Genomic DNA, 24,923 nt, shown 5'->3' on the forward strand with positions numbered 1-24,923 from the left:
TCAGGTGATCTCCAGCTGACGAAGGCGGGTTTCGATGGTTTGCACGCCGAGGCTGGCCTGACGCTGCAAACCGCCGTTCCAGCTCAGCAAAACCGGGGTCTGGCGAGCGAGTTTCAGCGGCCCGGCCCCGCGCACCCGCAGCACCAGTCTGACGTCCAGATCCGGGCCGAAATACAACCCGGCGAGGCTGGCCAGTGCCGGGTGTGATTCGCCATCCGGTAGAAAGCGCGCCGCCTGTATCGATGGCAACGGCCCGAGGGTCAGGCGAATGCCGGCGTGTTCATCCCAGACCCGCGTGCCAGCCACGGCGCTGCGGCCCAGTTGCAAGTTGCGTCCACCCGGTTTGATCACGCTGCGGCTGGCCGGCGGGATCTGTCGCCAGGCACCTTCGTAAGCGCTCAATTCGACCGGCACGCCAAACTGCTCGCGGACAATCGCGGCGAACCCCGCCAGTGAGCGACGGCCATCGGCAAACAACGCCGTGCACGCGAGCACGGCGCAGTCGGGAACAGCCTGGCGCTCCTGCAAAGCCTTGGGCAGCAAACCGGTCAGTGCGCGCAATTGCGCCTGCACCGGCGAAGCCCCCGGCGTGACAAAACCCAACGCGACCCGGTGTTTGCGCATCACTTTGTAGAGCAGGCTGAGCAAGCGATGCTGGAACAGATCGAGAAACGCGGCCGGTGCATGATCCTTGGCCCGCGCCCGTTGTTGCAGCCAATCCTGATAGGCGTAGGGGAGAGGGCCGTCCGGGCCGCCGAGACCGAATATCGGTGTGTCGAGTGTCAGCGGTTCGCCAGGCTCTTCGTGCAGGGCTTCGATCTGGCTGGCGGCAAACGCCGGTGTCAGTGGCCCGCGCAGTTTCAGCGCTTCGGTCTGCGGCGAGGTGCCGCTGCCGAGTGGATCGGCCTGCGGCTGCTCGCGTTCGAGCAACAGCAACGCCTGCAGCCATTCGAAGGCCTGTGGCTCACGGCGCAGGCGTTGGCTCAGGGTCAGAGCGACAGGGGCATGCCGGCTTGGGGTTGCCATGCCTTGACCTCCTTGTCGGACTGCATCAGGACGGTGCGCACAAAGCGATTGGCCGTGGCGTACAGGGAAAAGAATTGCGCCAGCACCGCCGAAAACAGCACCGCGCTGCTGCCGACAAAGTGCTGCGGATCAAGCTGCAACTGCACTTCCAGACCATTGCGCCAGCCGCGCCAGGCATCGGCGCCGACATGGCCGATCACCCGTTCGCAGCTGAGTTGCAGCAGACCTTCGATCTGTCTCAAGGCGCTGGCCTCATCGCGCAGATTGTGCAAATGCAGAATCTCTTTCAAGGCATCCAGCGCCTGTGGCCCTTCGACCAGAGATAGATGATTGAGGGTCAGTTGCGACACCAGACGCCAGCGCGAATCACCGTCCAGCCGCGGCAGACTCTGCGCACTCGGCGAATTGCGCAGGCGTGCCCAGGCGACCGGGCCGGGGCGCTCGAAGCCCAGCGGCGTACCGGCCGGCAGACTTTGCGCCAGATACCGGTTGGTGCAGAGCAACTCGGCGGTAAGGCTGTAGTCGGGCAGGTCAGTTTGCGGTTCAAAACGGGTGTCGACCACGCTCACCAATAAATCACTGCCGAGGCGGTTTGGCGTCATGCCGTTGACCCGTCGTGCATGCCAGTAGCGCTGCTGGTCGCCAGCGCTGTGCTGGCTGCCGTAATACGCCGGCAGGCGCTGCACGCCGGTGCGGGTACTGGCGCGCATGCCGCGAATGCTGTGGATCTCGACGCTGTTCTCTCGGTGACTGTCGGCGATCAGTCGATACTCGCTGCGCGTACCATCGGGACGCAGCGGTTCGGAAGTCCGTGGGAAGAGGTTGATCACCGGCGCGCAGCCCAAGGTGATGTCGCTGGCCTGCAAGTGCAGGCGGCTAGCGGGGGCACGGTCGAAAACGATGTACAGATAGAGGGTCTGACTGTCGCTGGAAACTCCGCGCAACGGCAGATCGAAAAAGTGGAATTTGTCCGGGAAAGCAAAATACTCGGCCAGCAAGCGCATGCCCGGATGGACACCGTCTTCATCCGGCAACAGTGCTTCGTCATCGCTGAAACCGACGATGTTCGGCAAGCTTTTCAGCACCGTCGGAACACTGCCCGGCGACCCCGCCAGCACCTGCACCGCATGCGCGCCGAGCAGGTCATACAGGCAGGCATTGACCACCGGTGACGCGGCCAGATGGATGCGCAATTGCTCAATGCCCAGATCTGCCCATTGGCTCTCGCCCAGGCAACGCAGGCTCAAACGCAACGCCGAGCGCGACTGCGCGACGCCGGTTAACGCCTGGGCTTCATCGCTGCCCAGCAGCAGTGCCTCGCTGACTTCGATCGGCCATAAACGAACGGCGGCCGAGGTGCGAAAGTGAATGCTCTCGCCTTTGCTGGTGGTGACGAATAACGGCGTATCACGGGGCAGGGTATAGCCGTCGTCGAGGTTGCCTTTGCTCGGGTCCGGCTCGAACTGCACGATGGCGCAGGACGGCAACGGCCGCATCGCCAACGGATAAAGTTGTTCGAGCAACGCATCGCTGAACTCGGCGTAGTCGTCATCCAGGCGCCGTTGCAGGCGTGCGGCGAGCAGTGCAAAACCTTCCAGCAAACGCTCAACGTGGGGATCGGGGCATTCGCCCGGGGACAGTTCCAGGCGCCGTGCGACTTTTGGATAGCGTTCGGCAAACTGGCTGCCGGCGTGACGCAGCCAGGTCAGTTCGCGTTGGTAGTAGTCGAGCAGTTGCGGGTCAATCGAGTCGCTCATGGCGCACCTCCAGCCCCTCGCCGCCGGGCTCGATGACAAACGCCACCGGCCAGTGCTGCTGGCCGCTGCGCAACTCGCCGAGCAAGCGAATGCGCATTCGCTGCGGATGTTCGGGTAACGGATTGACCTGAACTTCGCCCAACAGCAGGCGCGGTTCAAAATGACTGATGGCTTCGCGGATATCTCGCGCCAGCTTGCGCCGATCATCGCTGCGCTGCTGTTGCAAGGCGCTCCAGTCGGCGATGCCGTAGTCGATCACACTCGCTGGCGTGGTCCGTGTGAGTGGGCCACGGCGGGTGTTGAACAGGCGCCCGAGCTCGGCGTGCACCGAGTCGAGCAAGTCCTGCTGATCGAATGCGCGCGGGTTCTCGGCCTCGCTGGACTCGAGGCGTTCGAACAGCGGTGCGCGCATGCCGGTGCCTGCCATGGCCAGGACGCCGGGTTAGCTGACAAGCTTGTTGGCGGCCATGTCCCAGGTCGACGCAGCGGTGCCTTCCTTGGTGCCGTCGTCTTTCTGCGCGGTGAGTTCCCATTTGATCTTGGTGAAGTTCAGCGACACGGTTTCCACCGGTTTGCCACCGGTGCCGCCGCTGACGCTGACGTTGGACAGCACCACGTTGGTGAGGGTGTAGACGATGAAGGGCATCAACTGCCCGCTACCCTCGGCGGCGTTGCGGCCGATGGTGATGACTGCTTCGGGGATCGGTTTGCCGGCGCAGCAGTACTCGTTGAGCGAGGGTGTCGAGCTGTCGACGAACTTGGTAACCGTGAATTCACCGATATGCGGTTTGCCGGAGGTGCGCTCCGAGTTGCTGACGTCGTTGGTGACTTGCATTGCCACATTGTGGCTGTAGGACATGACTTCGATCTTGTCCGCAAAACCTTCGAGCAGGCTGTCGCCTTTGATGTCGCCGCCGAGGTCGAGAATGATTGCATCCATCGCTTGAAACTCCTGAAGAAATTCACATTAGGCAAATGGGCTGAACACGGAACCCGTGGCGAGGGGATAAATCCTCTCGCCATCAGGGTTTTCTCTGGAGCTTTAAGCGGCAACCGGCGGCGGCAACGTCGCCACCAGACGGATCGACGCGGTCAACTCTTCCAGCTGGAAGTGCGGCCGCAGGAACACCGTCGCCCGGTAGGCGCCAGGCTTGCCGGCGACTTCGGTGACGTCCACCCGCGCTTCACGCAACGGGTACTGCGCCTTGATTTCCTGTGGCGCGTTGTCGTTGATCAGCACGTAGTCGGCGATCCAGTTGTTGAGGTAGGTCTGCACGTTGTCGCGGGTCATGAAACTGCCGACCTTGTCGCGCATGATCACCTTCAGGTAATGGGCGAAACGTGACGCAGCGAGCACGTAGGGCAGCATCGCCGAGATCCGCGCGTTGGCATTGGCCTCGTTGGTGTTGTAGACCTTGGATTTGTTGGTGGTCTGGCCACCGAAGAACACCGCCACATCGCTGTTTTTCTTGTGGCACAGGGCGATGAAACCGAGGTCGTTAAGCTCTTTCTCGCGACGATCGGTGATCGCCACTTCGGTCGGGCATTTCAGCGACAGATCGCCGGAGCTGGTGCGGAACGTATGCGCTGGCAGACCTTCCACCGCGCCGCCGCCTTCAGCGCCACGAATCGCCGCGCACCAGCCGTACTTGGCGAACGCTTCGGTGATGCGTTGCGACAGCGCCCACGCGGCATTGCCCCACAGGTATTTGCTGTGGTCGGTGCCGTTGACGTCTTCGACGTAGTTGATGCCTTCCACTGGCGAGGTGTCCGGGCCGTAGGGCAGGCGCAGGAGGAAATGCGGCAGCACCAGAGACACGTAACGCGAATCCTCGCTCTCGCGGAACGAGCGCCACTTGATCAGTTCCTGGCTCTCGAACACCTTTGACAGATCACGCGGCACGGCCAGTTCGGTGAAGCTGTTCATGTCGAACAGGCGCGGGCTGGCGGCGGCAATGAACGGTGCATGCGCAGCGGCGGCAACGTTCGACAGCTTCTCCAGCAGGCCAATGTCCTGCGGATGGCGGCCGAAGGTGTAATCACCGACCAGCAAGCTGAAGGGATGGCCACCGAAGGTGCCGTATTCCTCTTCGTAGATCTTCTTGAACAGCGCGCTCTGGTCGAATTCGACGGCTTTTTCCAGGTCGTTCTGCAACTCTTTCTGCGTGACGTTGAGCAGGCGCAATTTCAGCCGGGTGCTGGTTTCGGTGTTCTGCACCAGCAGGTGCAGACCACGCCACGAGGCTTCGAGTTTTTGCAGATCGGGGTGGTGCAGCACCTCGTTGAGCTGGGCGCTGATCAACTCGTCGATCTGGCTGATACGGTCGTTGATCATCGCCACGGTGTCCTTGTCGATGGCCATGCCTTCGTCAAGCACCTGGGTGGCGAATTCCGCGAGCATGTCGCGGGCGTAATCCTGCTGACTGTCATCGTGGGCCATGCGGCCGTCGAGAATGATCTGGTCGAGCAGGGAAAGTGTCTCGGTCGTACTGTCGCTGGCTTGTTTCTGAGCTGAAGCGGGCATGGCGAATTCTCCCCTCGATTAAGTGGACGATCAGGCTTGCGGTTCGGCCGGCGCCTCGGCATCAGCTGCCGGGGTAGCGGTGTCTGGGCGGGCCGATTTGATTTCCTGCAGGCCTTCGGTGTTGGCGATGACGTCGCGCAACAGCTTGTCCAGGTCATCGTTGCCGTCGAGTTTGGTCAGCAGATCGCGCAGGCGCTGGCGGGCCTCGAAAAGGCGCCGCAGCGGCGTGACTTGCTCCACCACCTTGACCGGGTCGAAGTCGTCGATGTGTCTGAAATTGAGTTCGATGTTGAGCTTGCTGTCGTCGCCGCTGAGGGTGTTGTTGACCTGCAACGTAGCGCGCGGACCGATCGAGGCGAGTACGTCGTTGAAATTGTCGCGGTCGATTTCGGTAAAGCGCCGCTCAGTCAGTTTTGCCAAAGGTTCAAGTGGCTTGCCCGACAGATCGGCGAGAATCCCGACCACCAGTGGCAGTTCCTTTTTCTCGATGGCATTGCCGATTTCGACGTCGTAGGTGATTTGCACTCGGGGTGGGCGCACCCGGTCGAGCTTGTGCTGAGTACTTTCTGCCATGTCGGCGGACTCCGATGCGATGAGCGGGCGCAATGCATCGGGGAGGCCCGTTCATCGCTTTCCCTTGCTGGACCGTAGGTTAGAAAGGGAGGCAGATGACCTGTCGTTCCTTTGACAAACCTTCTTGATTCGGCTGTAGGAACCGAACTACCCAAGACGCTAGAACAGGTCTATAAAAATGCAAGCAAAAACATTTTTTGACAGGTTCGCGAAAAGGAAAATTCATTTTGCGTAGACGACTTTTTCTAACACTGCTGTTTGCGTCCCTGGCCGGTTGCTCACTCTTCGGGCCGAAGGTCGACCTCGACAGCCTGACCCTCGACGTCGCGCCCAAAGCCAACGACGACACGCCGATTGCCGTGGACTTCATTGCGGTCGCCGACCCCGACCTGCTCAAGCAATTGTCGGGCATCAGTGCCAGCCAGTGGTTCGCCGGGCGCGAACAGTACCAGCGCGACTATCGTCAGTTGATGAGCGTGTGGGGACTGGAGCTGGTGCCGGGGCAATTCATCGACCGCCAACCCTTCCCGTTGGGGGGCAAGAAGGCCGCTGGACTTTTGGTCTTCGCCAGCTATACCACACCCGGAGCACACCGCTTGCGCCTCGACGATCAGAGTGAGGCGTGGCTGAAATTCGACAGCCGCGAGATGAGCCTGGTCAACGCCGAACACTGACACACCACCGCTGCCGCCGGATTGCGGCCTTGTCGAAGGGAGTCGTATGAGTCTGCTACCTGACGCGGTTTGCTGGCACGAAGGCATGCAATTGCTGCCACAGCATTTTCAGTTGCAAGGGCTGCGGGCGGAAGCGCTCGGCGCGCATCTGGCGCAGGCGTGCAATCCGTGGTTCTGGGGTGTCAGCCATATGGAGTTCGATCCCTCGGCGCTGAGCGCTGGCGTGGTGCGCGTCTTGTCGCTGCAAGGGACGATGCCCGACGGCTTGCCGGTGGATTTGCAGGCCGGAATCGGGCCGGCACTGGAACTGGATGTGAGTGCGGCGATCGATGCCACCGACGATGTCACTGTCACCGTGTACCTGGCGATCAGCCCGATGTGGCGTGCCGGGCAGTTGCTGCCGCTCAAGGGCCGCTTGCAATCGGTGGTGGGTGACGCATTGCCGGATCTCACCAGTGGTGAATTTCCTGAGTCGATCACCGTGTGGCGACCTAATCCACGCCTGTGCACGCAACTGAACAAAGCCGATTCGATCTGCCTGCCGTTGCTGAAAATCCGCAAGGAGGGCGGCGGCTTTCTGCCGCTGACTTACACCGCGCCAACACCGCTGCTGCTGCCGGAGTCTGCGTTGGGGCGACGCATCGCCGGCCTCTGCGCGCGGGCGCGGGAGAAGTGCCTGTTTCTCGGCGGCCGTTTGCGCCAGGCGCAACAGGCTGGCAATCAGGACGACGCGCTGGAAATCCGCCGGCAGTTGACCGCGTTGTGGGCACGCCTGCCGGAAGTCGAAGGCGCGCTGAGCAGTCGCGTTGCTCATCCGCAGTCTCTGTATGTGCACCTGCTCGGCCTGGCTGGCGCCTGGGCGGCGCTCGATCCGCTGGCCGGTGTGCCAGCGTTTGCACCGCTGGATTTTCTCGAGTTGCAGCGCGGTTATGACGTGGTGCTGCAATGGCTGGAAACCACCCTCGAACTGATCCGCGCCGGCTACCGCAGCCTGCCGTTCGAGCGCGGTGAGCACAGCTTTTCCATCCAACTGCCGGACGAGCAGCCGAGTCAGCGTCTGGTGATCGGTCTGCGCATGCCCAACGGTGCCAGCGAACAAGCGGCAATTGACTGGTTACGTGGCGCGATCATCGCCTCGGCGCCGCACATTGCGCTGCTCAGTCGTCAACGCATGAGCGGTTTGCCGCACCAGGTCATGAGCCGCAGCGAACAGGTGGCCTACAGCGTCGGCGAGGACACGCGGCTGTTTGTGATCACGGCCGAAGGCACGTGGTTCGACGCGCAACTGCCGCTGGTCATTGCGGCACCGGCGGCGAAGCTGACCAGCAGTCCGTGGCAAGTGGTGCTGTTTGTCGCCCAGAACAGTGAAAGTGCCTGATCACACAAGGAACGCCGTATGTCGCAAGGAAGTGCCGCAAGCCTTGGGTTGCAGGACGCACCGTTGAGCAGCGCGTTCCGCCAGACGTGGCAGCAATGGCAACAGGACTGGGTGCAATTGCCCAAGGACAGCGAGGACGAAGCAGCGCTGGTGGAGACCGTGGTCGAATTGTCCACGCAAGCGTCGCAGCGGTTGTGGCGCACCGCTTATTCGCGGGTCGGTGATTCGGCGACCGATCAGGTCAAGGCGCTGGTCTATGCGTTCGTCGCGCTGGTCGACGAAACCCTGCTGTTCACGCCGTGGCCCGGGCAGTCGGCGTGGCAGGACAAACCTTTGGAGTCGCGTCTGTATTCCAGTCGTCAGGCCGGCGAACAAGTGCCGTCGGCGATTCAGACATTGCTCGACGAACAGCAACCGACCAGCCGCGATCTGGCCAACGTGTATCTGCAGTGCCTGATCCTTGGTTTCCATGGGCGTTTGCGGGGCGAACACAGTCAGGCGCAACTGGAGAAATGGCGGCTGGCGCTGTACACCTTTGCCTGGCAGGACGAGGCCAGCTATGCCGATGTCAGTCAGCGTCTGGCGCAGCCGTCGCTGACCACGCCATTGCAACTGCCGGTGCGCACGGCGCTGCCGGATGGCTTTCGCCTGGCACTGGGGATTCTGGCGATGGTTTTGTTACTGACCGGGCTTGGCCAGTTCCTCTGGCGGGACATTCGTTCGGAGCTGGACCCGGTGCTGCAGATCATCGACTCGGTGGCGCCAGCGGAGCAAGACTCATGAGTACCCTGACGATAGTCGCGTGGGTGGTCGCTCTGCTGCTGGTTGTGGTGATCATCGCCGTGGCGGTGTGGTGGCTGCGCACCCAGAGTGGCGCAGCGATCCGCAGTTTCTACGCAGCCGTGCGGCAAATGGAGCAGGAGCAGGGCAGTCACGATCGCTATCAGATGCCCTGGCTGCTGATGCTCGGCGACGAAACCCAGGGCACGCAACTGGTCAGTGAATGGCGTCTGCAACCGACCGACAAACCGGCGTGGTTCGGCCGCTGGTGGTCGGACCCGGAAGGCGCTGTGCTGGTGGTGCCGCAGGCATTGTTTCTGCCCGACGACGGTATGCATTTGCAGCGTGGCGGCTGGTGGCGATTGCTCGGTTTGATCTTGCGGATGCGCAGCAAGCGGCCGCTGGACGGGGTGGTCTGGCTGGTGCCGGTCAGTCGCCTGAGTAATCTCGAACAGGCTGCCAGCCTCGGTCTGGCCGCGCGCCGGCGCTTCATCGATCTGCTGCAACGTTTTGGCTTGAGTGTGCCGGTGTATGTGGTCATCACCGGACTTGAAGAACTGCCGGGGTTCCAGGAGTTGATCAGCGCGCTGCCCGACGAGGCCCGCGAACGAACCCTTGGCTGGTCGTCGCCTTATTCGCGCGATGCGGTTTGGCAAGGGCAATGGAGCGATCAGGCGCTTGATCGCATCCATCGCGCTGTGGCGGAAGCCATCATCGAAATCGGCACCTTGTCCGGCCAGTTGAGCGCCGATCTGTACGCCTTGCCGGAGCGTCTGGAAACCTTGCGACGCGGTTTGCAGAGTGTTCTGGAACCGGTGTTTCAAGGCAACGCTCAGGGTGAGGCGCCGTGTTTTCGCGGTGTCTATTTCAGCGCCAGTCAGGCCTCGGAGGATGCCAAGGACGGATTCTCCGCCGACGACAGCGGCTTGCAGCAAAGCGTGTTCGTGCGCCAGTTGTGGCGCCAGCGCCTGGTCGGCGAGCGCGGGCTGGCGCAAGGCGTGCCGCGTCTGCTGCGTTTGCGTCAGCGCTGGCAGCGGCTGACGGCCGGCGTAGCGCTGGTGATCGGGGTTATCTGGGCCGTGGCGATGCTTTGGGTCTGGCACGTGTCGGTCAAGGATGCCCACGAACTGGCGCGGCAGATGCAAGGCGCGCAAAAGGGCTACGTGGCGATCAGCGATGAGGCGCAGCGGGTCGACTCGACCCGGCGTAACGTGCAGACATTCTGGCGCGTGCTGGAGCGTGCGCCGCACTGGAACTATGTTTCTCTGGTGTTTCCGACGTCGTGGTTTTCCTCGCTCGACAATCAGCTTGAGCAGCAAGTCTTGCAATCCACCCAGCGCCACATCATGGTGCCGCTGCATGATCTGTTGAGCGCGCAACTGGCGCAGATCAAGGCGATCCGCAGCACCGATCGGCGCAGCAGCGTCGAAAGCGACGACCCGGCGCAGTGGCAGAACTATCTGAAGGCGAACGATCTGGTGGATCGGGCCTTGCGTCTGGAACAGCAGAACCAGTTGTTCAATCAAGTGCAGAACAACCCGCGCGCGCCGCTGGACGACCTGGTGCAACTGAGCAACAACGCGCTGTCGCTGAACCTCAACACGGGCACCTTGCCCTACGCGGCGTTCTACAATCGGCTACTCGTGGCCGGGGAAGACGGCAGCTTGCAGGCGCTTGATCTGAGCGTCGACCGGCCGCAGATCGTCAGCAATTTTTCCGGACTGATGCAGCGCTGGCTGGATCAGTATTTTCTCGCCGACAACTTTGTCAGCAAGGCTGGCTACCTCAAATTGCATCTGGATCAATTGCAAGCCGGCAGCGGCAACAGCCTGCGGGAGCTGGAAGACCTGACCGCGCGGGTCGACGATCTGCAAGCAGCGATCGCCCTGACCAATTCGACGTGGAGTCGCGGCAAGGGCCAGGAATTGGTGCCGGGTTATGGTGACTTCCTCGCCAAAGTGGGCAAGAGCACATTGTTGGGCGCGCAAGTCCAACAAGACCTCGACACGCAAGCGTCACGCTTGCAGCAGAGTTTCCGCGATCAATGGATCGCCCAGATCGGTTCGCGGGACAACCTGCTGGTGCAGCAAGTCAGCGGGCAGCTGGCCTTGCAGGAACAAGTGATCAAGCTGGATAACGCGATACAGGCGCTGTTCAAGCGTGACTTCGTTTCGGTCGCCCTGCGTGCCAGCGAAGACAACGTCAATATGCAAGGCCAGACCGTGGACGGCGATGACCTCAATGAGTCGCTGAAGTATTTCGCCGACTACAACAGCTACATCGCCGAAGAACTGCCACGCATTCCACCGGACTATCGCGTTGCGGTGCTCAAAGCCGCCGAGCGTGCCGCCGCCCAGGCAATGTGGTTGAGCCTCAAGGATCACAACGACCAGGCGCACCCTTACGCTGTGTTCAATGTGCAGGCCGAGCAAGCCATGGCCCTGCAGAAAGCCTTTGTCGAGGTGCACCGCGCGGATCTCTCCACGCGCCTGCAAGCGGCGCTCAATCGCCGCGCGATGGCGCAGATTACCGGGGGGATCGAGGAAATCACCGCGCAACCGCTGTTCGGTGGCCGTGCCGAAATCAGCCAGTGGGACGGTTCGAAAAACCTCGGCTTGCAATTGTTCGGCGCCAGCGATGTGCAGGATCTGAAGCTGAGCCTCAAGCAGCAGTTCAACACCATGCTCGGCATCACTGAGCGGCGCACGTCTTCGTTACAGTGGTTGACGACGCAGCAAGCCAACCTCTCGGCACTGGATTACGAACGCGTGACGCAGTTCAGCGCACTGAACGATGAACTGCGTAAATACAAGGAAGCCAATCCGGCCAGTTCGCCGGCGCAGATCGAGCAACTGGTCAGCCGTGATTTCATCGAAATGGACGTCAACTCCTGCCTGCAAATGTTGCAGACCGCCAACGTCGCCGGCGGACGCGGCACGTTGGCGATGCGCGCGGTGGAGCTGCAACAGGAAGCCATGCAGCGTTGCCAGCAGTTGCAAGTGCAACAGGCGGCAGCCGCGTGGAATGAGCTGGCCAACTACTTCAATCAATACCTCGCTGACCGCTTTCCATTCGCCAACGGCGTGCAGATGCCGGATGCCGAGCCGGCGCGGGTTCAGTATTTGCTGGAATTGATCGACAAGCGCTTACCGGTCGCCCAGGCCGGACTGGCCACGAATCGGACGCCGGAGCGCGTGGCCGCCGCAGACTTTCTCAATCGTTTGAAGCAGGCCAGCACCTGGCTGACGCCGCTGTTCGTACGCGACAAGAGCGGCATCCTCGGCGTCGAGCTCGACGTGCGCTGGCGCACCGATCGCGATAATGAGCAGGGTGCCGATCAAGTGATTGCCTGGGGTTTGCTCGCCGGCAATCAGCAGATCAACTACCCGGTCGCGGCCGAGCAGCCGAGTCTGCGCTGGATGGTCGGTCAACCCATCCGCCTGACCCTGCGCTGGGCGCGCAACGGCAAGGAACGCCCGGTCAACGACCCGCTGCAACCGAATCTGGTGGTGCGCGATCTGGAGGCCGGTTGGGAGTATGGCGGGCCATGGTCGCTGCTGCGGATGATGCGTGCGCACTTTTCGGTGCAGCGTCAGCCGAGCATGGATTACACCGACTTCCCGCTGACACTGCGCCTGCCAGTGACCGCCTCGACCGACAGCGTCACCAGCGAATTCACCCGCATGTTTGTGCGCTTGTCATTGATGAGCCAAGGATCGAAATTGCCGCTGTCGATTGCACCGTTGCCCACCCGTGCACCGCGCTCACCGTTTCAGGTGACCGGCAGCACCGCCGCCCTTGAATCGCAGAAGGAGGACCTGTGAGCCTGCCATCGACCGCTGTGCCAGACCTGATTGATCAACTGCTCGCGCCGATCAGCGCGGATGCGCCCTGCGGCGTCGATTTGCGTTATGAGCGTGAATTCGATCAGTTGCGCGACTTGCGCCGCGAGGATGATGCCAGCCTGCCGACCGGGGTCTGGCAGTCGACACTGAAGCGGGCGAACTGGCCGGAGGTCGAGAAGCTCACCACTGCTTTATTGCTCGAACGCAGCAAGGACTTGATGCTCAGCGCCTGGCTCGGCGAAGCGTGGCTGCACCTGCAAGCACTGGACGGTTTGCCCGGCAGCCTGGCGCTGATCGCCGGTTTGTGTGAGCGCTTCCCCGAGCATTTGCATCCGCAAGCCGAGGAGGGCGATCAGTCGTGGCGCGTGATTCCGCTGGAATGGCTGGTGCGTCGCTACAGTGAAGTGTTGCTCACTCGCGTGCCGCTGTTCGGCACGCGCAACAGCGATTTTGAAGCCTATACCCTGGAAGTCTGGCGACGTTTGCAGATTCAACAAGTGCAGGTCAACGACAGCAAGAATGCCAAAAGCTCGGCAGAAACTGCACGCAACGAACAGAAAAAACTCAGCGACCAGATTCGCGCCACACCGCTGGCGTTCTGGTTGCGCACCCAGGGCAACCTGCTGCTGAGCCTGCAACACCTGCAACGACTCGACAGCTGGAGCGATGCTTATCTGGGTGAGCAAGGTCCGGGATTGCGCCCCTTGCAGGACATCATTCAAGCGCTGCTGAAGCTGGTTCAGGAGTTTATCGCCATGCACCCACAACAACCGGCACCGCCAGCACCCGTGGTCGAAGCCCCCGTCGCCATGCCACAGCCTGAAGAGCCAGCGCCGGTTGCCCAGGTATTTCGCGAACCGGCCAACCGCGAGGAAGCGTATCGGCAATTGCTGCTGATCGCCGAATACCTGGCCCGCACGGAACCTCACAGTCCCGTGCCCTATCTGATCCGTCGCGGCGTCGAGTGGGGTAATAAACCGCTGAGCGAATTGCTGGGTGAGTTGATCAGCGCCGATGCTGAATCACGGCGCCTGTGGACGTTGCTCGGCGTGCTCTAGTGCACGCGCTGGTTGCTGAGTTTCGGTGGCAGCGCAATGGGCGTCAGTACCGGCTCGCCGGAGAAGAACGCCACGAGGTTTTTGCCTACCAATTCGACCGTGCCTTGCGTCGCTTCCGGTGACAGGCCGGCGACGTGTGGCGTCAGCAGCACGTTGCTCAGGGTTTTCAGCGCATCCGGCACTTGCGGTTCGTCGTCGAACACATCGAGTGCGGCGCCGGCGATTTTGCGCTGTTCGAGGGCAGTGATCAGATCCGCCGTAGCGATGACGCTGGCGCGGGCAATGTTGACGATGAAGCCTTTCGGCCCGAGTGCATCGAGCACCGCGCGGGTGACCAGATGTTGGGTGCCAATGCCGCCGGGCGTGGCGACAATCAGAAAGTCCGAAGCCCGGGCCAGTTCGGTCGGTGTCGAGCAGAACGCATAAGGCACATCGCTGCGCACCTGGCGGCTGTGATAGCTGATTTCCATGTCGAAGCCGAGGTTCGCGCGTTTGGCGATCGCCAACCCGACGGCGCCCAGCCCGAGGATCCCCATGCGTTTGCCAGCCAGCGACGGGCGCATGATCTTTGGCCATTCACCCCGGCGTACTGCGGCATCACAACGCGGGATATCCCGGACCAGTGCCAACAACATCGCCATTGCATGGTCAGCCACCGACGAGGCGTTGACCCCGGCGCCGTTGGTGACGGTAATGCCACGGTTGCTGGCGGCCTGCAGGTCGACCTGTTCGTAGCCGGCGCCGATGACGGTAATGATCTTCAAGGCGGGCAGGGCGGCGATCTCTTCGGCCGTCAGGCCCAGCGGACCCCGGGTCAGCACCGCATCGATGCGGCTGCCTTGGGAGGCAATGGCGTGCGCACGTTCGGCGGGCGTGGGGGCGAGAATCAGGTGAAAGCCCTGATGTTCGAGAATCGGCAAATAGTCATTGATGGTTTCAACCAGTACCAGAACGGTTGCGGGCATTGCGCGGCTCCTGTGAACGTCGGCGGGTAGGTCGCGATAGTCGTTTCAGAGTGCTGAATCCGCAGCGACTTGGCAATCGTTGTCATTCGCGCAGTGGTGCTTTGATTCTGGACGGCTTCGGGCAAGAAGCAAGGGGTGACAGCACACCGGTGATCCGGTGCGCTGTCGGCATCATTGGGCCGCTTGGGCTTTGGCTTGTTCAGCCATCGCGATCGGCTTGATATCGTAGGTCGGATAGAACTCGGTGCGGTAACTGCCCCATGCGGTGTTTTCCAGCGCAAGGTTCACTTCCGCCAGACGCGAGACAGGAAAGCGCACGGTCACGACCTGGCCGATACCCATCATGATGTTCCAGCTCACCACCTCGACTCCGGCCGGGGGAAAGGTTTTATGGAACCCCTGTTGTGCGAGCTGGGCCTTGAGTTCACTTAACGGTCGGGTTTGATCATGTTTCAGAAACACGGTCAGCATCATCGCGTTGTCGGCCGTGGCGACGGCATCTTTTGCGGGTTGGGTAGCGGCTTGCGCGCTGACCCCGGCGCAATAGACGGAAGAAATCAGTAACGACGACATCAGCAGGGTTTTAAGTGACTTTTGCATATCGTACTCCTGGTTTTATTGTTTGATGGCGGACTTGGTTTCTATCGTTCCGGTATAGGGCGCGTGAACGACATGAATGCGTACGAGAGGGTTGTTGTCGACCATGTCGCGGGGTACTTCCCGAGAATACGTGAATTCAATTTTGTTCAATGTTTCCAGACGCCTGACAACTGTTTTGGTCGGGCCGATATCGGGTACAAGAATGTGCTGTTGCTGATCGCCGGTGACAAAGAAATAACCGCCACCACCGTTGTTGTATTTTGACTCGCCTGTCTCGGTGTAAAAGAACTCATATCGATTGCGCTCGGGATCCCACGTCGATATGCCAACGACACCGGGGTACTTCGCTTTGACGTCGGTTTCAGGGGCGCCGTCGACATAGACCTTGGTCGTCAGCCATCGCGGCGAGGAGGCCAGCTCGCGGATGTCGGCATTGGCGCTGGTGAGCGGGACGAGCAACGCGGCCAACAACAGGCCGGTCATCATGTACTTTTGCATGTTGTGTCCTCTTGATTGCACTTTAATTGTCAGTCGTTGAAATCAGGGCGATAAAAATATAGACCTGCTGCGGAATATTGTTCAATGGCTGGGTAGTTGCTTGTAACAAATGGCTGGTATTCGATTTTAAGTAATGTTTTGTTGCGAGTTTTTTGGCTGTTTAAGTTGTAGGAACATTCTGAAGGATTGGTGGCTGATTGACTTGTTTGTTGGCGTTTCCGGTAGTTAATGTCGCTGGCCCCCTTAATTGATTACACAACGCTGTAGGACAAGGAATGGCGTAACAAATGTCTGGTTGACGCAACCGTAGCAAGTCAAGTTGCGTCAATTTCAGCGAGGACTTCCTCAGAACGTCACTTCATCGCTGTCGACTAATCGTGCGAAGGTGGCACCGAGGGTGGCGTTGTGATGTTTGATGATCGCTTCGGCGGATAGCGCGGCAGTGTCCATGCAAGTGTGGGCGTCAGCGACCAGCAATGGTCTGAAGCCCAGATCGGCAGCGCTGCGACAGGTGCTGTCGATGCAGAACTGGCTTTTCATGCCGACCACATAGAGCTCTTCTACCTGTGCGGCCTGGAGTTGCCGCGCAAGGTCAGTGCCATGGAAAGCATTGGGTCGGGATTTATCGAAGAGGGTGTCGATTTCAGCGTCCAGCTCAAGCGCTGGCAGTAATTGCCAGAAAGGACTGCCAGCGGCAATCGGTGAGCCGTCCGGGCCAGTGTGGCGCGCGGCGAAGATCGGTACTTGATTCCTGCGGGCCTGAGCGACCAGGCGCTGGATGTTGGCCAGAACCCGTTCGCCTTGGTAGGGCTTTTCCGGTCCGTGGAACAGACCGACCTGCATATCGATGATCAACAGTGCTGCGGGCATGGTGTTTCTCCTTGGGGGCTGCAGATGCCGCACGGACGGGAGAAACAACAAGGCCCCGTCCATTGCTGGCGGGGCCTTGGGTTTGCTGCGCTGGATTTACCTCAGGCAGAAACACCACGACCCGCCGGTGGCGGTCGTGGTGGTACGGGTGAGTTGCAGCGCGCGAATGTTCATGGGCCGATCATGCTGACGCTGATACCGGGCTGTCAATGAGCGGATCAAGTGACGTACTGCGCGACGCCATTGCCGAATGACCAGTTCTCTTTTTTTACCTCGACCAGATTGATGAAGACGTCTTCCAGGCGCACCGCCAGTTGGGTGTGCAGGCTTTCGGCGATGGTTTTGAACAGCAACTGTTTTTTCTCTATCGAGCGCCCTTCGCTGATGGTGATCTGAATGAACACCACGCCGTCGCTGCGCTGGATTCCCAGATACTGCGGGTCATAGACGAAATGCTGGCTGTCGTGCTCGGTGAGGATCTGAAAGTTGTCGTGCTCCGGCACATCGATACAACTGCGCAGGGCGGAATAAATCTGCTCGCCGATGCGTTTGGCGAACGTGGGGTCGGGGTTTTGTTTGATGTCGATGCGAACGAGGGGCATGGGCAGAGACTCTGGGGGAGGGGACTCATTCACGCTAGAACATATCAACCAAATTGAAAGTGTGGGGTGATGACCTCGTTGTTGTTTTTGTATGAGGCTACCTACGAAACTCGCGGATTTTACCTACGCATTTGGCAGAGCCATCTGCTATCGGGCAGACGGTTAACGCGAAATCATGGGGCAGCAATGGGAGGTGGTCCAGGATGGAAAAACTTCCCGAGCGTTAACTGTCAGCAGCCAAGGAAGGTTCATGCATCTGGATGACCACAAAAATGTGGAACTCGAAAGGCTACAAACGGAAACCCAAAAGCTCGGCGCGGAGAGGCGCAAGCTTTTGGCGGAGGAAGCAAAACTGAAACTTGAGACTTTCTTGTATCCCCTTGTGGTGGGGGCTGGGGCATTAACTGCAATTGCCACCGCCGTTGGGCTTTATTTGAAGCTGTAAGAGAGCGCAGCAGGTTGCAGTTGCGCATGCGTGTTGATTCAGAGCACCAAAAAAAGGGAAGGGGGCAGTATGAGCACAGAGGAAAGCAGAGCCAGGATAAACCGACTGTATCAAGAGGAGTTTGAGTTCAGAGAAGCCATGAAGCCCTTTCGCAAAGCCGAAAGGCGTGAAACGGTTTTGCTGTTTAGCCTTGGAATGTTGATGGGCGCGGTGGGGATCGCTTTCGTGATGGTGTTGGCTCGAACCATCTGAATACCCTTGCATGTGCCTGTTAACGACATCACGAATACCTGTTTGCGACAGATAATTTCCCGAAAACGACGCCAAACGGATCTGCTCCGCACAACCATTCCTCAGCTAAGTCTTTGCTTCTGCTCATTTATCGCGGAGAATCGCGCCCCTGTTTCGGCCGGAGCATGTCTGTCGGTTTTTTCCGACGCGTCCTGACCGAGTGGCAAGTGACCGGAATGCGGAGATCCGACCGGATGAATGATCAGGCCAATAGCGTCGAAGAGCGCTTTGATGCAGCAGCACCCGCTGAACTTTCGAGCTGGAATCGCCAGGACACCACCTGGATGTTGGGACTGTTTGGGACGGCCATCGGTGCCGGCACCCTGTTTTTGCCGATCAACGCAGGTCTGGGTGGCTTCTGGCCGCTGGTGATCCTTGCGCTGCTGGCCTTCCCGATGACGTTCTACGCGCACCGTGGCCTGACCCGCTTCGTGCTGTCCGGTCGCGAAGGCGCCGACATCACGGAAGTGGTGGAGCAGCATTTCGGCATCAAGGCCGGCGCGCTGATCACCTTGCTGTACTTCTTCGCGATCTTCCCGATCCTGCTGATCTACAGTGTCGGCCTGACCAATACAGTCGCCAGTTTCCTCGAACATCAACTGCACATCACGCCACCGCCGCGCGCGCTGCTGTCGTTCGTGCTGATTCTCGGCTTGCTGGCGGTGGTGCGGTGCGGTGAGCAGGCGATCGTCAAGGCGATGAGCCTGATGGTTTACCCGTTTATCGTCGCGTTGCTGTTTCTTGGGGTGTACCTGATTCCGCACTGGAACGGCGGCATCCTCGCCACCGCTTCGCACGTGCCGGCACCGTCGGCGCTGCTGCACACGCTGTGGCTGGCGATTCCGGTGATGGTGTTCTCGTTCAATCACTCGCCGATCATTTCCGCGTTTGCAGTGGATCAGAAGCGTCAGTACGGCGTGCATGCTGATGAGCGCAGCTCGCAGATCCTGTTCCGCGCCCATGCGTTGATGGTGCTGATGGTGCTGTTCTTCGTCTTCAGTTGCGTACTGACGTTGTCGCCGGAGCAATTGGCGGAAGCCAAAGAGCAGAATCTGTCGATCCTGTCGTACCTGGCCAACCACTTCAACAATCCGACCATTGAATTCGCGGCGCCGCTGATTGCGTTCGTAGCGATCTCCAAATCGTTCCTCGGTCACTACATCGGCGCCAGTGAAGGCCTGAAAGGCTTGATCGTGAAGAGCGGCAAGCGTCCGGGCGCCAAGGCACTGGATCGCATCGTGGCGGCGTTCATGCTGGTGATCTGCTGGATCATCGCGACCCTGAACCCGAGCATTCTGGGCATGATCGAGACCATTGGTGGTCCTGTGATCGCGGCCATTCTGTTCCTGATGCCAATGTACGCCATCCGTAAAGTGCCAGCGATGGCGCGTTATCGTGGTCAGGCGTCCAACGTGTTTGTCACGGCTGTAGGTCTGGTAGCGATTTCGGCACTGGTGTACAAGCTGGCTGTCTGACTGATCTGTGCGGCTGCGAGTCTGCCATCGCGAGCAGGCTCGCTCCCACAATGTTTAGCGTGATGCTTACGCAACAGGCATAAAAAAACGCCGCTCATCTCACGATGGGCGGCGTTTTTCATTGCGTTGTTACGTTAGGCTTGAACGACCGGGATGTTGGCGTTCGCAGCAGCTTCACGGAACTCGGCGATCTGGTCGAAGGACAGGTAGCGGTAGATATCGGCCGCCATGCTGTCGATCTTGCCAGCGTATTCCATGTACTCCTCGACGGTCGGCAGGCGACCCAGGATCGAAGCAACGGACGCCAGCTCAGCCGAAGCCAGGTAGACGTTCGCGCCGTCGCCCAGACGGTTCGGGAAGTTACGGGTCGACGTCGACACCACGGTGCTGTTCGGCTCAACGCGTGCCTGGTTACCCATGCACAGCGAGCAGCCTGGCATTTCCATGCGTGCGCCAGCCTTGCCGTAGATGCCGTAGTAGCCTTCTTCGGTCAGTTGGTGAGCGTCCATCTTGGTCGGCGGCGACAGCCACAGACGGGTTGGCAGCTGACCCTTGACCTGATCCAGCAGTTTACCGGCAGCACGGAAGTGACCGATGTTGGTCATGCACGAACCGATGAACACTTCGTCGATCTTCTCGCCAGCAACGCTGGACAGCAGACGGGCGTCGTCCGGATCGTTCGGCGCGCACAGTACCGGCTCGCTGATGTCGGCCAGATCGATTTCGATGACTTCGGCGTATTCGGCGTCGGCATCGGCTTCCATCAGTTCCGGGTTGGCCACCCAGGCTTCCATCGCTTGAGCACGACGTTCCAGGGTACGCGCATCGCCGTAGCCTTCGCCGATCATCCAGCGCAGCAGGGTGATGTTGGAGTTCAGGTACTCGGTGATCGACTCTTTCGACAGCTTGATGGTGCAACCGGCAGCCGAACGTTCGGCCGAGGCGTCGGACAGTTCGAACGCCTGCTCCAAGGTCAGACCTTCCAGACCTTCGATTTCCAGGATGCGGCCGGAGAAGGCGTTTTTCTTGCCTTTCTTCTCGACGGTCAGCAGACCGTTCTGGATAGCGAAGTAAGGAATGGCATGAACCAGGTCACGCAGGGTGATGCCAGGTTTCATTTTGCCTTTGAAGCGCACCAGGATCGATTCCGGCATGTCCAGCGGCATAACGCCGGTGGCCGCAGCAAACGCAACCAGACCGGAACCGGCCGGGAACGAGATGCCCATCGGGAAACGGGTGTGCGAGTCACCACCGGTACCGACGGTGTCTGGCAGCAGCATGCGGTTCAGCCACGAGTGGATGATGCCGTCGCCCGGACGCAGGGAAACGCCGCCGCGGGTCATGATGAAGTCAGGCAGGGTGTGGTGGGTGGTCACGTCGATCGGCTTTGGATACGCCGCGGTGTGGCAGAAGGACTGCATCACCAGATCAGCCGAGAAGCCCAGGCACGCCAGGTCTTTCAGTTCGTCACGGGTCATTGGACCGGTGGTGTCCTGAGAACCTACTGTAGTCATCTTCGGTTCGCAGTAGGTGCCAGGACGAACGCCTTGGCCTTCTGCCAGACCGCAAGCCTTGCCGACCATTTTCTGCGCCAGGGTGAAACCCTTGGTGCTTTCAGCTGGGGCTTCTGGCTTCTTGAACAGGTCGAATGGTGGCAGACCCAGTTCGGCGCGAGCCTTCTCGGTCAGGCCACGGCCGATAATCAGCGGGATACGGCCGCCGGCACGTACTTCGTCCAACAGCACCGGGGTCTTCATTTCGAAGGTGGTCAGGACTTCGTCGGTGCCGTGTTTGCAGACTTTGCCAGCATGCGGGTACAGGTCGATCACGTCGCCCATGTTCATGTTGGAAACGTCGAACTCGATTGGCAGTGCGCCGGCATCTTCCATGGTGTTGTAGAAGATCGGAGCGATTTTGCTGCCGAAGCAGAAACCGCCAGCGCGCTTGTTCGGCACGTAAGGTACGTCGTCGCCGAAGAACCACAGTACCGAGTTGGTGGCCGATTTACGCGACGAACCGGTACCGACCACGTCACCGACGTAGGCGATCGGGAAGCCTTGACCGCGCATTTCTTCGATCTGCTTCATCGGGCCGATGGCGCCCTGCTGATCAGGAACGATGCCGTCACGGGCCATTTTCAACATGGCCAGGGCGTGCAGCGGGATGTCTGGACGCGACCAGGCATCTGGAGCAGGGGACAGGTCGTCGGTGTTGGTTTCGCCGGTTACCTTGAAGACGCGCAGGCTGATCTTGTCGGCCAGGGTCGGGCGGTTCTTGAACCACTCGCCGTCAGCCCAGGATTGCAGCACGGCTTTAGCGTGAGCGTTACCGTTCTTGGCTTTTTCCGCGACGTCGTGGAACGCATCGAACATCAGCAGGGTGTGCTTGAGTTGCGCGGCAGCGACTGGCGCCAGCTCGGCGTCGTCCAGCAGGTCAACCAGAGTCACGATGTTGTAGCCGCCCTGCATGGTGCCGAGCAGTTCTACAGCGCGCTTTTTGTCCAGCAGCGGGGAGGAAACTTCGCCCTTGGCCAGTGCAGACAGGAAGCCGGCTTTTACATAGGCCGCTTCGTCCACGCCTGGTGGAATGCGATTGGTGATCAGGTCAACGAGAAATTCTTCTTCGCCAGCCGGAGGGTTTTTCAGCAGCTCGACCAGGCCTGCTGTTTGTTCGGCGTTAAGCGGCTGGGGAACGATACCCAGGGCTGCACGCTCTTCGATATGTTTGCGGTAGGCTTCAAGCACAGTTATTACCCTCATCAGTGGTCCCAAATGGGTGTCCGGGACGCTCATCCCGAAATTGCCGTACTCATGCTCCTCACGACGTTGTGGGTCGTTCGGCCAGAATTACCGGCAATTCCTTACAGAAGCTGCTTTCAAAGTTTTACGCCTGCAGAACGGGGAGCTGATGAGGGTTGGCGCTGGATTTTTCCCCGCTGGAAAAATCCCTCGCCAACACCGCTCTGAAGGAACGACTGTGCTCGTGACGCTTTGAAAACAGCTTCTAACGGACATTGGCGCCTTAAAAGGCTGGCTGATTCTACGGCAAAAAAAATTTAAAGGTAAGTCGCGCTCTATTGGACTTTCGTGGCAATGCGCGTGGCCGGGCCAAACACTCAGTACGGCTGAGACCCTGATGTTTGAGGGGTGATCAATGCCCGACAAAGGGCTAAGATGCCGGTCTGTTCCGCGTTTCAGTGCCTCTGCCTACTTTATGCCCAATCAGACCATCAAGACCCCCTGCGTCGGCCTCTGCTCCACTGTTTACGGTGATCTGGTGTGCCGTGGCTGCAAGCGTTTCCACCACGAAGTGATCCATTGGAATGGTTACAACGAGGAAGAAAAACGCGCGGTTTGGCTGCGTCTGGAGCAATTGCTGTCACAAGTGATGGCGGGCAAGGTCGAGATTTTCGATTCGGCGCGCCTGCGCGAGCAGCTCGAACAACGCAAGATCCGCTTCGTGCCGCATCAGTCGGAATATTGCTGGGCGTATCAGCTGATTGCCCGGGGTGCGCGAGTGATCATTAATCTGGAAGCGTACGGAATGGTGTTGCTGCCGGAGTTTCGCGACTGGAGCCTGCCGGAGTTGCGTGATGCCATTGATCGGGAATTCTTCCTGCTGTCGGAAGCGCACTACCAGCGCTACATCGCCCCGGGCTTTCTCAAGGACGCCTTCGGCGCCTGAAGATCGAAAGCTTCGCGAGCAGGCTCGCTCCCACAGGGGAATGCATTCCAACTGTGGGAGTGAGCCTGCTCGCGATAGCGGTAGTGCATTCAAAGAAGGTGGTGACTGACAGGACGCCATCGCGAGCAGGCTCACTCCTACAGGGATCGCATTTCAAATGTGGCTGTTCAGTGCTTCACCGCCAGCTCCACCAGGTGATCCTCAACCTCCTGCGGTTTCAGCACCAGCACATCGCTCTCCAGCGCATCCAGAATCACTTCCGCTGTATTGCCGATCAACGCCCCTGACAACCCGGTGCGCGCCACCGTGCCAATCACGGTCACTGCCGCCTGCAGCTTGTGCGCCATGAACGGGATCAACACATCCGCCGGGCCTTCCTCTATGTGCAGATGCTCATCGTCGACATCGAATTCAGCCTGAAACGCCCGGCATTGCTCGCGATAACGCGCCGCGATGGTTTCACTCAGTTGCAGCGTCGGGTCAGCCGCCGACAGCATCGGCGACGGATGGGCGCTGATCACGTGCAGATGCGCCTTGGCCAGACTGGCAATGTCGTAGCCATGATCAATGATTGTCGTGTGCAGATGCCGGTGTTCGCCATCGGCATTGCCCACGTCCACCGCCGCCAGAATCACCTTGTCCTTCCAGGAACCTGCGGTTTTCACCAGCAGCACCGGGGTAGGGCAGTGGCGCAGGAGTTTCCAGTCGGCCGGGGTCAGCAGGGCTTTTTTCAGCGAGCTGTCGGGGAAATGCTGCTTGATCACCAGCCCGCAACCCTCGGCCTGCTGCACATCGATGATGGTTTCATGCAGGCTCTCGTTCCACGCCTGTTCGGTGGTCACGCTGTAGCCGTCGGCCACTAGTGCGGCTTTGAGCACACCGAGCATGCCGGCGTGGTCGTGCTTCTTGTCGCACACCAGCAGGTGCAGATGGGCCTGGGTCACGCCAGCGATCAACTTGGCGCGCTTGAGCGCCAGGCTTTCCGAATGTTCGGGTTCGATGACCACCAGAATGCTGCGAATGGCTTGCATGAGCGGAGTCTCCAGCAAAGAAAAGTCACGGCGTTGCACAACTATAGTTGCTGCTCGATCATCCGCGACTTGATGCATATCAACGCGCGCGACTGGTGGTCTGCGGGCAGGCCGGTATAATCGGCGCCTTTCGCTCGAACACCTTTACCGTGAGCCCCATGATCCTTCCCGAAATCCACGAATTCCTTGGCTGCCGCACGCCCGACGCCTGGGTTCAGGCGGCACTGGCCGATCAGGAAACGCTGCTGATCGACCACAAGAACTGCGAGTTCAAAGCCGCCAGCACCGCCCTGAGCCTGATTGCCAAGTACCATTCCCACGTCGACCTGATCAACATGATGTCGCGTCTGGCCCGGGAAGAACTGGTTCACCACGAGCAGGTCATGCGCATCATGAAACGGCGCAAGATCGAACTGCGCCAGCTGCATGCAGGCCGTTACGCATCGGGTTTGCGCAAGGTTGTGCGCAGCCATGAGCCGGTGAAACTGGTCGATACGCTGGTGGTCGGCGCGTTTATCGAAGCGCGCAGTTGCGAACGTTTCGAAGCGCTGGTGCCGCACCTGGACGAAGAACTCGGCAAGTTCTACTTTGGCCTGCTGAAAAGCGAGGCGCGGCATTTTCAGGGTTATCTGAAGCTGGCCTATCAGTACGGTGATGCAAAAGACATTGCCCAGGTCATCGACAAGGTCCGTGCCGCCGAGCAGGAACTGATCGAATCGCCGGATGAAGAGTTTCGCTTCCACAGCGGTGTGCCTGCCAACACTTAAAGATCAAAAGATCGTCCGAACGCGGCCCGAGCCTTTGGCAGCTCCTACACTTGGAAATGCGTTTCCCTGTAGGAGCTGCC

At 60.1% G+C, this 24,923-nt stretch carries 23 protein-coding genes; 10 read left to right on the top strand and 13 right to left on the bottom strand.

Annotated features, from left to right (window positions below):
• The 6 genes from tssG to tssB all read right to left on the bottom strand — a co-directional run bounded on the left by tssG (position 1) and on the right by tssB (position 5,880).
• A complete protein-coding gene (tssG, locus tag AB4N44_RS28480; protein ID WP_150751804.1) occupies positions 1 to 1,026 on the bottom strand; it encodes a type VI secretion system baseplate subunit TssG in 1,026 nt (341 codons plus the stop codon).
• A complete protein-coding gene (gene tssF, locus AB4N44_RS28485) occupies positions 990 to 2,783 on the bottom strand; it encodes a type VI secretion system baseplate subunit TssF (protein WP_460111046.1) in 1,794 nt (597 codons plus the stop codon). Before tssF ends, tssG begins: the two co-directional genes overlap by 37 nt.
• Positions 2,767 to 3,210: a type VI secretion system baseplate subunit TssE gene (tssE, locus tag AB4N44_RS28490; protein WP_460111044.1), complete on the bottom strand. Its 444-nt coding sequence runs from the start codon at positions 3,208 to 3,210 to the stop codon at positions 2,767 to 2,769. The genes tssF and tssE overlap by 17 nt, the downstream gene beginning before the upstream one ends.
• Before the next feature lie 15 nt (positions 3,211 to 3,225).
• Positions 3,226 to 3,723 carry an Hcp family type VI secretion system effector gene (locus AB4N44_RS28495; RefSeq protein WP_150650720.1) on the bottom strand — a complete coding sequence of 166 codons (498 nt, stop codon included), beginning with the start codon at positions 3,721 to 3,723 and terminating at the stop codon, positions 3,226 to 3,228.
• A 102-nt stretch (positions 3,724 to 3,825) separates the two neighbouring features.
• On the bottom strand, positions 3,826 to 5,307 hold the full coding sequence (gene tssC / locus AB4N44_RS28500; RefSeq protein WP_007911038.1) for a type VI secretion system contractile sheath large subunit: 1,482 nt from the start codon (positions 5,305 to 5,307) through the stop codon (positions 3,826 to 3,828).
• Positions 5,308 to 5,337: 30 nt separating this feature from the next.
• Positions 5,338 to 5,880: a type VI secretion system contractile sheath small subunit gene (gene tssB / locus AB4N44_RS28505; protein WP_127926750.1), complete on the bottom strand. Its 543-nt coding sequence runs from the start codon at positions 5,878 to 5,880 to the stop codon at positions 5,338 to 5,340.
• A 227-nt stretch (positions 5,881 to 6,107) separates the two neighbouring features.
• Between tssB and AB4N44_RS28510 the strand changes: the two genes are divergently transcribed.
• The 5 genes from AB4N44_RS28510 to tssA are packed head-to-tail and all read left to right on the top strand — an operon-like array spanning position 6,108 to position 13,615.
• Positions 6,108 to 6,554 (top strand): type VI secretion protein, encoded by a 447-nt coding sequence (locus AB4N44_RS28510; RefSeq protein ID WP_316918068.1) that lies wholly within the window; start codon positions 6,108 to 6,110, stop codon positions 6,552 to 6,554.
• A 46-nt stretch (positions 6,555 to 6,600) separates the two neighbouring features.
• On the top strand, positions 6,601 to 7,932 hold the full coding sequence (gene tssK / locus AB4N44_RS28515; protein ID WP_460111040.1) for a type VI secretion system baseplate subunit TssK: 1,332 nt from the start codon (positions 6,601 to 6,603) through the stop codon (positions 7,930 to 7,932).
• A gap of 18 nt (positions 7,933 to 7,950) precedes the next feature.
• Complete coding sequence (locus AB4N44_RS28520; RefSeq protein ID WP_460111038.1) at positions 7,951 to 8,715, top strand: DotU/TssL family secretion system protein; 765 nt, start codon at positions 7,951 to 7,953, stop codon at positions 8,713 to 8,715.
• On the top strand, positions 8,712 to 12,536 hold the full coding sequence (locus AB4N44_RS28525) for a type VI secretion protein IcmF/TssM N-terminal domain-containing protein (RefSeq protein WP_460111036.1): 3,825 nt from the start codon (positions 8,712 to 8,714) through the stop codon (positions 12,534 to 12,536). The genes AB4N44_RS28520 and AB4N44_RS28525 overlap by 4 nt, the downstream gene beginning before the upstream one ends.
• Positions 12,533 to 13,615 carry a type VI secretion system protein TssA gene (gene tssA, locus AB4N44_RS28530; RefSeq protein ID WP_127926755.1) on the top strand — a complete coding sequence of 361 codons (1,083 nt, stop codon included), beginning with the start codon at positions 12,533 to 12,535 and terminating at the stop codon, positions 13,613 to 13,615. Before AB4N44_RS28525 ends, tssA begins: the two co-directional genes overlap by 4 nt.
• Here tssA and AB4N44_RS28535 read toward each other — a convergent pair.
• The 5 genes from AB4N44_RS28535 to AB4N44_RS28555 form a co-directional block, all read right to left on the bottom strand.
• Positions 13,612 to 14,580 (bottom strand): 2-hydroxyacid dehydrogenase, encoded by a 969-nt coding sequence (locus AB4N44_RS28535; protein WP_150773967.1) that lies wholly within the window; start codon positions 14,578 to 14,580, stop codon positions 13,612 to 13,614. The two genes, tssA and AB4N44_RS28535, sit on opposite strands and share 4 nt — an antisense overlap.
• A gap of 171 nt (positions 14,581 to 14,751) precedes the next feature.
• Entirely contained in the window at positions 14,752 to 15,180 is a 429-nt protein-coding gene (locus AB4N44_RS28540; protein ID WP_127926757.1) for a hypothetical protein, read from the bottom strand.
• Between the two features lie 15 nt (positions 15,181 to 15,195).
• Positions 15,196 to 15,678: a DUF4822 domain-containing protein gene (locus tag AB4N44_RS28545; protein ID WP_127926758.1), complete on the bottom strand. Its 483-nt coding sequence runs from the start codon at positions 15,676 to 15,678 to the stop codon at positions 15,196 to 15,198.
• A gap of 345 nt (positions 15,679 to 16,023) precedes the next feature.
• Entirely contained in the window at positions 16,024 to 16,548 is a 525-nt protein-coding gene (locus AB4N44_RS28550; protein ID WP_460111034.1) for a cysteine hydrolase family protein, read from the bottom strand.
• A gap of 218 nt (positions 16,549 to 16,766) precedes the next feature.
• Positions 16,767 to 17,150 carry a tautomerase family protein gene (locus tag AB4N44_RS28555; RefSeq protein WP_127926760.1) on the bottom strand — a complete coding sequence of 128 codons (384 nt, stop codon included), beginning with the start codon at positions 17,148 to 17,150 and terminating at the stop codon, positions 16,767 to 16,769.
• Positions 17,151 to 17,400: 250 nt separating this feature from the next.
• On the opposite strand from AB4N44_RS28555, the gene AB4N44_RS28560 reads away from it, so the two are divergent.
• The 3 genes from AB4N44_RS28560 to AB4N44_RS28570 all read left to right on the top strand — a co-directional run bounded on the left by AB4N44_RS28560 (position 17,401) and on the right by AB4N44_RS28570 (position 19,361).
• Positions 17,401 to 17,595 (top strand): hypothetical protein, encoded by a 195-nt coding sequence (locus AB4N44_RS28560; protein ID WP_034152472.1) that lies wholly within the window; start codon positions 17,401 to 17,403, stop codon positions 17,593 to 17,595.
• Positions 17,596 to 17,664: 69 nt separating this feature from the next.
• Complete coding sequence (locus AB4N44_RS28565) at positions 17,665 to 17,847, top strand: hypothetical protein (protein ID WP_150751816.1); 183 nt, start codon at positions 17,665 to 17,667, stop codon at positions 17,845 to 17,847.
• Positions 17,848 to 18,080: 233 nt separating this feature from the next.
• The gene (locus tag AB4N44_RS28570) at positions 18,081 to 19,361 is read left to right on the top strand and encodes an HAAAP family serine/threonine permease (protein WP_460111031.1); all 1,281 of its coding nucleotides are present in this window, start codon (positions 18,081 to 18,083) and stop codon (positions 19,359 to 19,361) included.
• 134 nt (positions 19,362 to 19,495) lie between these two features.
• Here AB4N44_RS28570 and acnB read toward each other — a convergent pair whose 3' ends face one another.
• On the bottom strand, positions 19,496 to 22,105 hold the full coding sequence (gene acnB / locus AB4N44_RS28575; protein ID WP_042704862.1) for a bifunctional aconitate hydratase 2/2-methylisocitrate dehydratase: 2,610 nt from the start codon (positions 22,103 to 22,105) through the stop codon (positions 19,496 to 19,498).
• Positions 22,106 to 22,574: 469 nt separating this feature from the next.
• Here acnB and AB4N44_RS28580 point away from each other — a divergent pair, with 469 nt between their 5' ends.
• Positions 22,575 to 23,045 (top strand): DUF1289 domain-containing protein, encoded by a 471-nt coding sequence (locus AB4N44_RS28580; protein ID WP_127926763.1) that lies wholly within the window; start codon positions 22,575 to 22,577, stop codon positions 23,043 to 23,045.
• A gap of 167 nt (positions 23,046 to 23,212) precedes the next feature.
• Here AB4N44_RS28580 and AB4N44_RS28585 read toward each other — a convergent pair whose 3' ends face one another.
• Positions 23,213 to 24,076 (bottom strand): universal stress protein, encoded by an 864-nt coding sequence (locus tag AB4N44_RS28585; protein ID WP_127926764.1) that lies wholly within the window; start codon positions 24,074 to 24,076, stop codon positions 23,213 to 23,215.
• A gap of 158 nt (positions 24,077 to 24,234) precedes the next feature.
• Between AB4N44_RS28585 and AB4N44_RS28590 the strand changes: the two genes are divergently transcribed.
• Entirely contained in the window at positions 24,235 to 24,843 is a 609-nt protein-coding gene (locus AB4N44_RS28590; RefSeq protein ID WP_127926765.1) for a MiaE family protein, read from the top strand.
• Positions 24,844 to 24,923: the final 80 nt, after the last annotated feature.

The organism is Pseudomonas sp. S3_C06 (genome assembly GCF_054667675.1).